Raw genomic sequence first — 13,057 nt, 5'->3', positions numbered from 1 at the left:
CCACCGGACGACGCGACGCGGTCCGGCCGGTCGGAACACCGACCGGCCGGACCGCGTGCCGTACGCGTCAGGCGGCGGCGGAGGTCCGCACCAGGGTGCGGATCTGGCGCAGCAGCACCGACAGGGCGGCGAGGTCCGCCCGGGATTCGTCGAACTCCCCCATCGCCCGCTCGGCGCGGTGGATGGAGGTCGCGTTCGACTGCTCCCACTGGAGCACCCGCTCCTGCGGCGACAGGCTGCCGGGGGTGGAGTCGAGGACCTCCACGGTCAGCGCGGCCAGCGCGGCATACAGGTCGTAGCGCAGCGCCATCCGGGCCAGCGTCTGCCAGCGGTCCTCACGCGGCAGCAGGGAGATCTTCGACAGCAGCGAGTCGACCCGGAACCGGTCGGAGAGCACGAAGTAGACCGAGGCCACCTCGCCGACGTCCCGCCCGCTGCCCGCCGCCGTCTCCACGACGTCGAGCAGGCCGAAGCTGTACATCAACCGGGTCGCCTGCTCGGCCAGGTCGCGCGGCAGCCCCCGCTCGGTGAGCGAGTCGATGTGCGCCGCGAGGGACTCCCGCTCGCTGCCGTGGAAGCGCTCCTCCAGATGGGGCAGGAGCTGGGCCACGCCGTCGCGCAGTCGGGCGATCTCCGCCGGCACGTCGATCGGCGAACGGCGGTTGGTCACCAGCCACCGCACCGCCCGGTCGAGCAGGCGCCGGGTGTCCAGGTAGACGCTGGTCTGCAACTCGGGGTCGACCTTGTTGTCCAGGGCCTCCACCGCGTCCCACAGCGCGTGCAGCCCGAACACCTCGCGGACCACCACGTACGCCCGGATGACGTCCGCCGCCGGGGCGGCCGTCTCCTCGACCACCCGGAAGACGAACGAGATGCCGCCCCGGTTGACCGTCTCGTTGACCAGCACCGTCGTCACGATGTCCCGGCGCAGCCGGTGCTGGCCCATCCGGTCGGCGAACCGCTCGCGCATCGGCGTCGGGAAGTAGTTGACCAGGACGTCGGTCGTCCACTCCTCGTCCGCGAGCCCCTCGGCCAGGATCTCCGTCTCAAGAACGATCTTGACGTACGCGAGCAGCACCGCGAACTCCGGCGCGGTCAGCCCCGACTCGGTGCGCACCGCCAGCTCGTCGTCCGGCGGCAGCGCCTCCAGGGACCGGTCCAGCGCCCCGGACCGCTCCAGATCGGTGATCATCCGCCGGTGCACCGGCAGCAGCGAGGCGGCCTGTGCCTGCGAGTTGTTGATCGCCCGGGCCTGGTCGTAGTTGTCCCGCAGCACCAGCTCGGCGACCTCGTCGGTCATCTCCGCGAGCAACTCGTCCCGCTCGGGCAGGTCCAGGACCCCGTCGGCGACCGCCGTGTTCAGCAGGATCTTGATGTTCACCTCGTGGTCGGAGCAGTCCACCCCGGCCGCGTTGTCGATGAAGTCCGTGTAGATCCGCCCGCCGGTCTGGGCGTACTCGATGCGGCCGTGCTGGGTCCAGCCCAGGTTGCCGCCCTCGCCGGCCACCCGGCAGCGCAGGTTCCGGCCGTCGACCCGGATCGCGTCGTTGGACTTGTCGCCCACCTCCGCGTTGGTCTGGCTGGAGGCCTTCACGTAGGTGCCGATGCCACCGTTCCAGAACAGGTCGACCGGCGCGGTCAGGATCGCCTTCATCAGCTCCTGCGGGGAGAGCTGCTCGGTGCCGGCGTCCAGGCCGAGCCGCTCGCGGACCTGCGGCGAGATCGGCACCGACTTGGCCCCACGCGGGTACACCCCGCCGCCGGCCGAGATCAGCTTCCGGTCGTAGTCCTCCCACGACGAGCGGGGCAGCTCGAACAGCCGCTTCCGCTCGGCGTACGAGGTGGCGGCGTCCGGGTCCGGGTCGAGGAAGATGTGCCGGTGGTCGAACGCGGCCACCAGCCGGATGTGCTCCGACAGCAGCATCCCGTTGCCGAACACGTCGCCGGACATGTCGCCGACGCCGACCACCGTGAAGTCCTGGGTCTGCGTGTCGTGGCCCATCTCGCGGAAGTGCCGCTTCACCGACTCCCAGGCGCCCCGGGCGGTGATGCCCATCTTCTTGTGGTCGTAGCCGGCGGAGCCGCCCGAGGCGAACGCGTCGCCGAGCCAGAAGTTGTGCGCCGTGGAGATCTCGTTGGCGATGTCGGAGAACGTCGCCGTGCCCTTGTCGGCCGCGACCACCATGTACGGGTCGTCGCCGTCGTGGCGGACCACGTCCTCCGGCGGCACGATTTCGCCGCTGACGATGTTGTCCGTGACGTCCAGCAGCGCCGAGATGAACTCCTTGTAGCAGGCGACCGCCTCGTCGCGGTCCCCCGGCTTCTGCTTGAGCACGAAGCCGCCCTTGGCGCCGACCGGCACGATGACGGCGTTCTTCACCATCTGCGCCTTAACCAGGCCGAGCACCTCGGTACGGAAGTCCTCGCGGCGGTCCGACCAGCGCAGCCCGCCCCGGGCCACCGGCCCGAACCGCAGGTGCACGCCCTCGAAGCGCGGCGAGTAGACGAAGATCTCGAACTTCGGCCGTGGCGCCGGCAGGTCCGGGATCGACTGCGGGTCCAGCTTGAGCGCCACGTACGACTTCGGCCGCCCGTCGGCGCGCTTCTGGTAGAAGCTGGTGCGCAGGGTGGCCTGGATCATCGTCAGGTAGGCGCGCAGGATCCGGTCCTGGTCGAGGCTGGCGACGTCGTCCAGCGCGGTCCGGATGTCGGCCACCAGGTCGTCGCTGCGCTGCTGCCGCTGGTCGTGGCCGTCCACGCCGGGCGCGAACCGCACCTCGAACAGCTCCACCAGCAGGGTGGCGATCTTCGGGTACGCGATGAAGGTCTGCTCCATGTACTCCTGGGAGAAGACCGTGCCGGCCTGGCGCAGGTACTTGGCGTACGCGCGCAGCACCACCACCTGCCGCCAGGTCAGACCGGCGCGCAGTACCAGCTCGTTGAAGCCGTCCACCTCGGCCTCGCCCCGCCACGACGCCGCGAACGCGTTCTCCACGTGCGGGCGCACCTCGGCCAGGTCCTGGTGCCCCTCGGGCAGCCGCAGCCCGAAGTCGTAGAGGTAGACCCGGCCGTCGATCCGGTCCACCTCGTGCGGGTGCTCGTCGACCACCTTCACGCCGAGCGAGTGCAGCACCGGCAGCACGGCGGAGAGCATCATCGGCTCGCCGTAGCGGTAGACCTTGAAGCGGACGTCCATCGCCTCGTCGACGTCCGGCCCCCGGCCGCCACCACGCGCCGCGAGCTGCTTGCGGAACAGGTGCATCTCCAGCTGGCCGGGCTCCTCCAGCAGCTCCAGCTTCGCCAGGTCCTTCATCGCCTCGTACGGCGTGTGGCCGTCCTTGTAGCCCTCGGGGAAGGCGTCGGCGTACCGGGTGAACAGGTGCTTGGCCTGCTCGTCGCCGAGCTTGCGCTCCAGCACCAGCCGGTAGTCGTCGTCCCACAGCCGGGTGGCGTCGGCCAGCTCCTCGGCGAGCAGGTCGGCGTCGATGTCGCCCGGGACCTTCGTCGGGTCGGTCCGGACGATGAAGTGCACCCGGGCGAGCATCGACTCGGTGACCCGGGTCGTGTAGTCGACCCCGACACCGTTCAGCTCGCGCAGCAGGATGTCCTGCATCCGCAGCCGGTTCTGCGTGGTGAACCGGTCCCGGGGCAGGTAGATCAGGCAGGAGATGAACCGCCCGTACGCGTCGCGGCGCAGGAACACCCGCAGCTGCCGGCGGCCGGCCATCCGCAGCACGCCGATCACCGCGTGGTAGAGGTCCTCGGTCTTGATCTGGAACAGCTCGTCGCGCGGGTAGGTCTCCAGGATCTGGAGCAGATCCTTGCCGGAGTGGCTGCGCTGGCTCAGGCCGGAGCGGTCCAGCACCTCGGCCACCTTGCGGCGGACCACCGGCAGCTCCTGCACGCTGGTCCGGTACGCGGCCGTGGAGAACAGGCCCAGGAACCGCCGCTCGCCGACCACCTCACCGGTCTCGTCGAAGACCTTGAAGCCGATGTAGTCGAGGTAGGCGGAGCGGTGCACGGTGGCCCGCGAGTTCGCCTTCGTGATGATCAGCAGGCGCTTCTCGGCGACCCGGTCGTGCGCCTCGGGCGTCATCGACGACAGCGGCCGGCCGTCCGGGGAGTCCTGGCGCAGGATGCCCAGCCCGGTGCCGAGCACCGCCTCCAGCGCCTGGCCGCCGCGCTCGCCGTCCGCCGGCTCGGCGGCGTCGACCAGCCGGTACTCCCGGTAGCCCAGGAAGGTGAAGTGGTCGTGGGCGAGCCAGCGGAGCAGCTCCACCGAGTCCGTGATGTCCTTCTCCGGCACCGGCGGGCGATTGTCCGACGTCCGCGCGGCGGCCAGCTCGTCGGCGAGGGCGAGGGCACGCTGGCGCATCTTCGGCCAGTCCTCCACCGCCTCCCGCACGTCGGTGAGCACCCGCTGGAGTTCCCGGCACAGCTTGTCCCGCTCGGCGGCGTCGCGTATCGGGTCGACCTCGATGTGCATCCAGCTCTCGACCAGGTCGCCGGCGATGGCGTCGTCGGGCTCGACGTCGGCGGAGACCTCGACCAGCCGGCCCAGCGGCTCGCGCCGGACCACCACCAGCGGGTGGACGAGCAGGTGCACGTCCAGGTGGTGCGCGTTGAGCAGGGCCGTTACCGAGTCGACCAGGAACGGCATGTCGTCGGTGACGATCTCGATGACCGTGTGGTGCTGGTCGGCGTCGGGCTCGTGGATGCGCAGCTTCAGCTCGCCCGGCACCCGCTGCTGGGCGAGGTCGCGGTGCGCGCGGGCCGCCTCGAGCATCTCCTCGGCGGTGAAGCCGATCAGCTCCTCGTCCGGCGCGAACCGCCAGAAACGGCCGACCAGGGTCGCCGCGTCGTGGTCGTCGCCGGCCAGCGCGACCGCCTGGGCGACCAGCCGCTCCACGTTGGGAACGGGCTCGTCGAGCTCGTTGTCCTCCACGTCGTCGGCCAGCGCGCCAGCGGGCAGGCCCAGATCATAGAGGGTGTCAATACTCGAACCGGTCATCCCGGTCACTCCTGTGTCGAGCCGGCCGAAGCCGTCCCCGTCGGTCGCCGAATCGAAGCTGTCGTCCCGGCTGGTGTCATCCTGCCGGAGGTCGGGTCCCGGTTTGATCGCCGGACGCCGGTCCATCGGTGCCACTCCCCTCGACCCACCACGTCGTGGGTCACTCTGCCGCCCAGCCTAGGCCCTGCGGTTCCGCCCCTTGCTCGGCGGACCACAGTGCGGACACTCGGATCCGGACTTCGTCCTTTCACCCGTTGCGGGTACGAGGTTGGCCGGTTCGGGAGTACCCCGCCTCCAGTCGTTCATCACCCCGCCCGGCCCCTCTTTCCGCACGTCCCGGTGCGGGGGGACGGTGCGAACGACGCCGCCGTACTAGCGTGCAGGGCAGTTTTCCGAGATCGGAGATCCGCTCCCATGCGCCTGCCGTACCCCCGCCGTACCCGCCCCAACCCGCTCCGCGCGCCGCTGGCGCTGCTCACCGCGACCGCGCTCGCGGCCGGCGCCCTCGCCGCGTGCTCGGACGGTGACGGACCGGAGCGCGATGTCGACGCCTTCCTGGCCGGCTGGCGCTCGGGTGACCTCCAGGCCGTCGGCTTCGTCGACCCGACGGGCGCGAAGGTGCCGGCGGCCGACGTCGTCCGCGAACTCAAGGAGCTCTCCGGCGAGCTGGTCGCGACGCCGCCCACGCTGACCCGCCGGGGCGAGGTGAAGGTGACCAAGGACGTCGCGACCGCGGTGGTCCGGATCGACTGGGCCCTTCCGGGCGAGACCCGCTGGGCGTACGAGCGACCGGTGCGGCTCACCCGCGGCGGCGACGAGTGGCGGGTGATCTGGGAGCCGCAGCTGGTGCAGGAGCAGCTCACCCGGGGCGACCGGCTCGGGCTGCGCCGCGACGCCGCCACCCGGGCCGCGGTGCTCGACGACGCCGGCCGGCCGATCGTGGCACCCCGCCCCGTGGTGCGGGTGGGGCTCCAACCGGGGGAGGTCAGCGACCTCCCGGGCCTGACCCGGAAGCTCGACGCGGCCTTCCGGGCGGTCCGGCCCGCGATCAACCCGCCCGTGGACCTCTCCGACCTGCCCAAGCGGCTCGCCGACGCGGATCCGGGGGCGTTCGTCGAGGTGGTGACCCTGCGGGAGGAGGCCTACCGGCAGATCAAGTCGCGTATCTACGACCTGCCGGGCACGAAGTTCCAGAGCGACAAGCTCGACCTGGCCCCCACCCGCGAGTTCGCCCGGGCGGTGCTCGGCTCCGTGGACCCGGCCCAGGCCGACGACCTCGCCAAGCACCCCGACCGCTACGAGGCCGGCGACCTCGTCGGCCACGGGGGTCTCCAGGGCCGCCACGACGAGCGGCTCCGTGGCGTCCCCGGGCTGACGGTGGTCATCGAGCGGCCCGGCCCGGACGGCACGCTGGTGCCCACCGGCACCGAGGTGTTCCGCAGCGACCCGAAGCCGGGGCAACCGGTCAAGACCACGCTCGACGTGGCCACCCAGAACGCGGCCGACACCGCCCTGCGCGGCGAGAAGCGCCGGGCGGCCCTGGTGGCGGTACGGATCAGCGACGGCGCGGTGATCGCGGCGGCCAACGGTCCCGGCGCGGCCGGCGAGAACCTGGCCTTCACCGCCCAGGTCCCGCCGGGCTCCACCTTCAAGATGGTCAGCGCGCTCGGCCTGCTCGACCGGGGCGCGGTGACGCCGGAGGCGACGGTGGACTGCCCGAAGACGTTCATTGTCGACGGCAGGCCGTTCAAGAACTCCGACAACTTCGAGCTGGGCGCGGTGCCGTTCCGCACCGACTTCGCCAGGTCGTGCAACACGGCCTTCGCGGCGCTGGCGCCGAAGCTCGGCCCCGACGGGCTGGCCGTGACGGGCCGTTCCCTCGGGCTGGAGGGTCAGTGGGACGTCGGCCTGGACGCCTTCACCGGCAAGGTCTCGGCGAACGGCGGCGCGACCGAACAGGCCGCCGCCGCCATCGGTCAGGGCACCACCCTGGTCAGCCCTCTCGCGATGGCGTCGGCCACTGCGGCGGTCGCCCGGGGGCGCTTCGAGCAGCCGAAGTTGGTGCTCGATCCGGCCCCGGCCCAGCCCGCCGCCCCCGGCCCGCAGCTCAAGCCGGAGTCGGTCGAGGCGGTACGGGCGATGATGCGCGAGGTGGTCACGGCCGGCACCGGCGCCGCGCTGCGGGACGCGCCGGGCGCACCCGTGCACGGCAAGACGGGCACCGCCGAGTACGACGACAACCCGGCGCACACCCACGCCTGGTTCGTCGGCTGGCAGGGCGACATCGCGTTCGCGGTCTTCGTGGAGAAGGGTGGCGCCAGCACCGCCACGGCCGTCCCCGCCGCCGAACGCTTCCTGCGCGCCCTCCCCCGCTGACCAGCCCACCGGCTCTCCGGGTCCCGTGAGCCCGGGGTCCGGTGGGCCCGGAGTCCCGTGGGCCCGGGGTCCGCGCAGCTGCACTGCGCCCACCCGACCGACACGCCGGGCGCACCGGCCGCCGCCCTGGTGGACACCCGGCTCCCTACCCGGGGGCGCCCCGCTGCACCGCGTCGCCGGTCGCCCCCTCCGCGGTGGGTTCCGGAGTCCGGAAGCCGGCCGAACGCTCTCCGCCAGCCGCCGCGCCACCCGGTCGACGCCGCCGACCAGGTCGACCAGCGGCGCCACCGGTCCGCACGGCGGTGTCGAGATGCCCCTACAGACGGGGCACCCGCTGGCCCGATCGTGCTGGTCACCGGGGCGGCCCGGGGCATCGGACGCGTCTCGGGCGGCGCACCGGTGGAACCTCACGGGTGTCAACACCCGTCGGTGACACCCATGAGGTTCCACCGATGGCCCCAGGCACCGCCGGGCGATGGTCGCGCGGGGCGTGGACGGCTTCCTCCGGGGGCGGCAGCAGGGTGGCCTCCGGCGTCGCCTCGCCGATCGGACGTGGGAAGGCACCCGTTCCTCGGCGAACCCGGCTCGACATGCTCGATCGAATGGGCGCACAGATGGGGCAACTCGACAGGGCGACCTACGACTCCCCGGCACCTGGCACCGCCGGTTGCCCGAGGCGCCCGATCTTCCGCTCGCAGCCGGCCCGCGCCGCGACGACCGCGGTCCGAGCGGTTCCCGGCATGCAGCGGCGGCGGTGAAGCCGGGCCGCGTCCATGGCGGGGTGCCGGCGGTCAGGCGATACCGGCGGTGGACGGCGAGGTGCCGTCCTCGGGCAGCGGGTCCTCCGGCTCGGCCGCTCCGAGCGCTCCCATCGGCCCGGAGGACGCCCCGAGCGACCCCACCGGCCCCGACGCCCCGACAGCTCCGAGCAGCGCCACCGGCCCGGACGCCCCGAAAGCTCCGGGCGACGCCGGCGAAAGGTCCTCGGCGCCGCCCGGGGCGCGGTCGCCGCCGCGCTCCGGAACGGGCACGGGGATGAAGGTGGGTGCGGAGTCGTTCGGGGGCATGATCCCGCCCTCTGGACGAGAGTCGCTCCGCCGCGCGGAGGGCACAGACGAGCCGGCAGACGAGGGGCTGGTGGCGGCCACAGACGACGTGGGACCGGTCGAGCGGGCGGAGGCCGAGGGACCAACCGAGCGAGGGGAGGCCGAGCGGGCGGAGGCCGACGGGCCCGGGAGCAGCCGGGGCGGCGACGCCGCCGGCGCGGAGACCGGGCGGAGACCGGCCACCACGGTGTTGACGATCTCGGCCGCGTACGCGCCGTCGGGGTCGTAGTCGGGGTCGAAGACGGTCAGCTCGACGCCGAGGCAGTGCGGGGTGTCGACCAGCCCGGCGAGCAGGATCTCCAGCTCGGCGAAGGCGATCCCGCCCGGGTCGGGGGCGTCGACGGCCGGCATCACGGCCGGGTCCAGCACGTCCACGTCGACGTGCACCCAGTAGCCGGCGCAGTCGGCGAGCTGCTCGTGCGCCCACTGCGCCGTACGCGCGGCCCCCTCGGCGCGTAGCGCCGGCACCGGCCGGGTGGTGATCCCGGCGGCCTGGAGGTCCAGGCGGTACTCGTCCTGCGCCCGGATGCCGAGCACCACCACGTCGATGTCCCGGAAGTACGGCCGGCGTCCCTCGATCGCGGCCAGGTCGGCCTGCCCCCGCCCGGTGACCAGGGCGAGGTCCTCACCCGCCGCCGCCCCCACGTAGGAGGCGTTACCGGGGTGCCGGAAGTCGGAGTGGCCGTCGACGAAGACCAACCCGATGCGCCCACCGACCGCCTCGCCGAGCCGGTGCATGGCCAACGCCGAACCGAGCAGGATCGAGCAGTCACCGCCGAGCACCAGCGGGAACTCGCCGCGGTCGATGATGGCGCCGATCCGCTCCGCCAGCGCCACCGAGTAGTCGGCGATCTCCCGGGCGTGGCAGACGCCGTCGCCCGGTCGCCAGTCGCCCGGGTCGTAGCGGGGCGCGGTGAGGCAGCCCGCGTCTCGGGCCCGCAGCCGGGCGAGCAACCCCTGGTCGCGCAGCGCGCCCGGGGCCTTCCCGCAGCCGGGGACCGAGGTGGACGTGGGTGGGCGCAGGCCGAGGTTGCTGGGCGCGTCGAGGACGGCGATCCGGCGCATCATGGGCTCCCGTCCTCGAAACGTCGGGCGGGCCGGCCGAAACGCCGGCCCGCGCTGGCGTGCTGTTCAGAAAAGGACTTACTCAGAAACAGGCTTGCTCAGAAACAGGGCGTGCTCAGGAACAGGCTTGCTCAGAACAGGGCGCTGGCCAGGGCCCGGCGCGCCGAGGCGACCGCGGGATCCTCCGGCCCGGCGACCGTGAAGAGGCCGACCAGGTGCTGGCGTACCTTCTCCCGCTCCTCACCGGCGGTGCGGCGGACCAGGCCGACCAGGCGGGCGTACGCCGCTTCGGCCTGACCGCTGAGCACCTCGATGTCGGCGGCCAGGAGCTGGGCCTCGACGTCGTCGGGGTTCGCCTGGGCGGCGGCGATCGCCGCGCCCGGGTCGGCCCCGGCCACCCGGCGGGCGAGCCCGACCTGGGCGAGGCCCGCCTCCGCCGCGGCGTCCGCCGGCGACTCGGCGAGGATCTTGCGGTACGCCTCCTCGGCCGCGTCGAGGTCACCGCTCATCAGGGCGTCGTCGGCCTCGTCGAGGCGCGGGTCCTCCGGCTCGGCGACGCTCACGCCACCGGCCTTGAGCACCGCCTGGATCCACTGCCGCAGCTGCGCCTCGGGCACCACGCCGGAGAAGGCGTCGATCGGCTGGCCGCCGACCACGGCGTAGACCATCGGGATGCCCTGCACCCGGAACATCTGGGCGATCCGGGGGTTGGCGTCCACGTCGACCTTGGCGAGCACCCAGGCGCCGCCGCCCTCCGCGGCCAGCCGCTCCAGCACGGGGCTCAGCTGCTTGCACGGCTCGCACCACTCGGCCCAGAAGTCCACGATCACCGGTGTGCTGAGCGAGCGCTCGAGAACCTCGGACTGGAATGTCGCCTCGCTCACGTCGATGACGGCGACGCCGCCACCGGCGGCGCCGGGCAGTTCGGCGGAGGGGGCGGGCTGGGCCGTGGGGGCGGGGCGGGCAGGGGCCTGTGCGGGGGTGCGCAGCGCGCTGAGGTCGACCGCGCCGCGGGTGAAGATCGACGAGGTGATCCGTGGGTCGCTCATGGTTACCTAGTCTCGCACGCGACCCGCCGAACTCAGATCAACCGCGACGGCGACAGTTGCGACTGTCACGGCTGCTCCGGCCCTTCGCGGGCCCCTGCCCCACCCGCCGCCCGGCAGCGCGCGACACGACGCCGCAACGCCCCCGGCGCACTCCGATTCACGCGGAGTGCGCCGGGGGCGCGAAGGGCAGGATCAGCGGGTCGGGAAGGGTCAGAAACGGGCGGGTTCGCGGTAGACGCCCCACTCGGCGCGCAGGGCGTCGCAGATCTCCCCGAGGGTGGCCTCCGCGCGGACGGCGTCCAGCATGGCCGGGATCATGTTGCCGTCGGTACGGCCGACCGCGACCATCCGCTCGATCGCGTCCCGCACGGCGGCCTCGTCGCGGCCGGCCTTGCGCTCGGCGAGCACCCGGCGCTGCTCCAGCTCCACCTCGTGCGAGATGCGCAGGATCTCCAGGTCCTTGGCGACCGTGCCGGTGTGGCAGTTGACGCCGACGATCTTCTTGTCGCCCTTCTCCAGCGCCTGCTGGTAGACGAAGGCGGACTCGGCGATGTGGCCGGTGAACCAGCCGTCCTCGATGCCGCGCAGGATGCCCGAGGTCATCGGCCCGATCCGGTGCGGTCCCTCGCCGCCGAGCTGGCGGATCCGGGCGAAGATCTCCTCCGCCTCGGCCTCGATCTTGTCGGTGAGCGCCTCGACGTACCAGGATCCGCCCAGCGGGTCCGCCACGTTGGTCACCCCGGTCTCCTCCATCAGCACCTGCTGGGTACGCAGGGCGATCTCGGCGGACTCGTCGGTGGGCAGCGCCAGGGTCTCGTCCAGGGCGTTGGTGTGCAGCGAGTTGGTGCCACCCAGCACCGCCGCGAGCGCCTCCACGGCCGTACGCACCACGTTGTTGACCGGCTGCTGGGCGGTCAGCGACACCCCGGCGGTCTGCGTGTGGAACCGCAGCCAGAGCGCCTTCTCGCTGGTCGCGCCGTAGACGTCGCGCAGCCAGCGGGCCCAGATCCGGCGGGCGGCCCGGAACTTGGCGATCTCCTCGAAGAAGTCGACGTGCGAGTCGAAGAAGAAGCTCAGGCCGGGCGCGAAGACGTTGACGTCCAACCCCCGGGATAGCCCCAGCTCGACGTAGCCGAAGCCGTCGGCGAGGGTGTACGCCAGCTCCTGCGCGGCGGTCGAGCCGGCCTCGCGGATGTGGTAGCCGGAGACCGAGAGCGGCTTGTAGCGCGGGATCTCCCGGGCGCAGTACTCCATCAGGTCGCCGATCAGACGCAGGTGCGGCTCCGGGTCGAAGAGCCACTCCTTCTGCGCGATGTACTCCTTGAAGATGTCCGTCTGGAGCGTGCCGTCCAGCGTGGACAGGTCGGCGCCCTGCCGCTCGGCGGCCACCAGGTACATGCAGAACACCGGCACCGCCGGCCCGGAGATGGTCATCGAGGTGGTGACGCCGGCCAGGTCGATGCCGTCGAAGAGCGTCTCCATGTCGGCGGCGCTGTCGATGGCGACGCCGCAGTGCCCGACCTCGCCGAGCGCCTGCGGGTCGTCGGAGTCCCGGCCCATCAGTGTCGGCATGTCGAAGGCGACGGAGAGACCGCCGCCGCCGGCGCCCAGGATCATCTTGTAGCGCTCGTTGGTCTGCTGGGCGTTGCCGAAACCGGCGAACTGCCGGATCGTCCAGGTCCGCCCCCGGTAGCCGGTCGGGTGCAGGCCCCGGGTGTACGGGTACTCGCCCGGCCAGCCGATCCGGTCGAAGCCCGGGTAGGCGACCCCCTCCGGCGGCCCGTAGACCGGCTCGACGGGCATCCCGGAGAGCGTGGTGAAGTCGGCGTCCCGCTTGCGCGCGGCGTCGTAGCGGGCCTGCCAGCGTGCCCGTCCGGCAGCGATCTCGTCGGCGTTCATCGCAGGGCTCCTCCTCGAGTCCTCGACTGCACTGCGAGTGTAGAGCCCAGACCTGAACGATCGCTAAGTATGTTCGTACCGGCAGGTAACTCCGGTCGCCGGACGCCTCACGCCACCGGTGCGGCACCACCGCCCAGGGCCACGTCGTCGACCCTGATGTTGATCTCGTCGACCCGCAGCCCGTACGCCTCGACGGCCTCCGTCACCTGCGCCCGGACCTCGGCGGTCACCTGCGGCACCGGGCGGCCGGCCTCGATCACGATGACCAGGTTGACCACCGCCGCGCCGTTCGTGACGTGGGCCGAGCAGCCGCGCCGCGCGTCCCCGACCTGGTCGAGCCCGACCTTGTCGAGCACCGCGTTGAAGAACCGGGCCACGTCCCCGCCGAGTTCGACCACCCCGGGTACGGAACGGGCGGCGGCGACCGCGATCTTCTCCACCACCTCGTCGGACACGTGCGTGCTCCCGCCCGCCACCGCGCCCGGCGTCACCGACAGCTCCTGCGTCGCCTCGTCAGCCATCGTCTCCCCACTCCGCCGCGCACCGCCCCA

Annotated in this window: 5 protein-coding genes and 1 pseudogene; 1 reads left to right on the top strand and 5 read right to left on the bottom strand. The window is 72.6% G+C overall.

The annotated features are described in order from the left end of the window. Window positions 1-67: 67 nt before the first annotated feature. A complete protein-coding gene (locus tag ACGFIG_RS04600) occupies window positions 68-5,137 on the bottom strand; it encodes an NAD-glutamate dehydrogenase (RefSeq protein WP_392999099.1) in 5,070 nt (1,689 codons plus the stop codon). A 288-nt stretch (window positions 5,138-5,425) separates the two neighbouring features. Between ACGFIG_RS04600 and ACGFIG_RS04595 the strand changes: the two genes are divergently transcribed. Then, entirely contained in the window at window positions 5,426-7,387 is a 1,962-nt protein-coding gene (locus ACGFIG_RS04595) for a penicillin-binding transpeptidase domain-containing protein (RefSeq protein ID WP_392999097.1), read from the top strand. A 1,043-nt stretch (window positions 7,388-8,430) separates the two neighbouring features. Here the strand turns inward: ACGFIG_RS04595 and ACGFIG_RS04590 are convergent. The 4 genes and pseudogenes from ACGFIG_RS04590 to ACGFIG_RS04575 form a co-directional block, all read right to left on the bottom strand. Beyond that, window positions 8,431-9,561, bottom strand: a pseudogene (locus ACGFIG_RS04590) (arginase family protein); the annotation flags it as partial. Between the two features lie 128 nt (window positions 9,562-9,689). Continuing rightward, window positions 9,690-10,607 (bottom strand): tetratricopeptide repeat protein, encoded by a 918-nt coding sequence (locus ACGFIG_RS04585; RefSeq protein WP_392999095.1) that lies wholly within the window; start codon window positions 10,605-10,607, stop codon window positions 9,690-9,692. Window positions 10,608-10,817: 210 nt separating this feature from the next. Beyond that, the gene (locus ACGFIG_RS04580; protein ID WP_392999093.1) at window positions 10,818-12,506 is read right to left on the bottom strand and encodes a methylmalonyl-CoA mutase; all 1,689 of its coding nucleotides are present in this window, start codon (window positions 12,504-12,506) and stop codon (window positions 10,818-10,820) included. Between the two features lie 107 nt (window positions 12,507-12,613). Continuing rightward, window positions 12,614-13,027 carry an Asp23/Gls24 family envelope stress response protein gene (locus ACGFIG_RS04575; protein ID WP_392999091.1) on the bottom strand — a complete coding sequence of 138 codons (414 nt, stop codon included), beginning with the start codon at window positions 13,025-13,027 and terminating at the stop codon, window positions 12,614-12,616. Between the last annotated feature and the right edge of the window lie 30 nt (window positions 13,028-13,057).

The sequence above is a fragment of the Micromonospora sp. NPDC049048 genome (assembly GCF_043197615.1).
Classification (GTDB): Bacteria; Actinomycetota; Actinomycetes; order Mycobacteriales; family Micromonosporaceae; genus Micromonospora.
The sequence above is the reverse complement of the archived record's forward strand: the minus strand, read 5'-3'. Positions and strand labels throughout refer to the sequence as shown.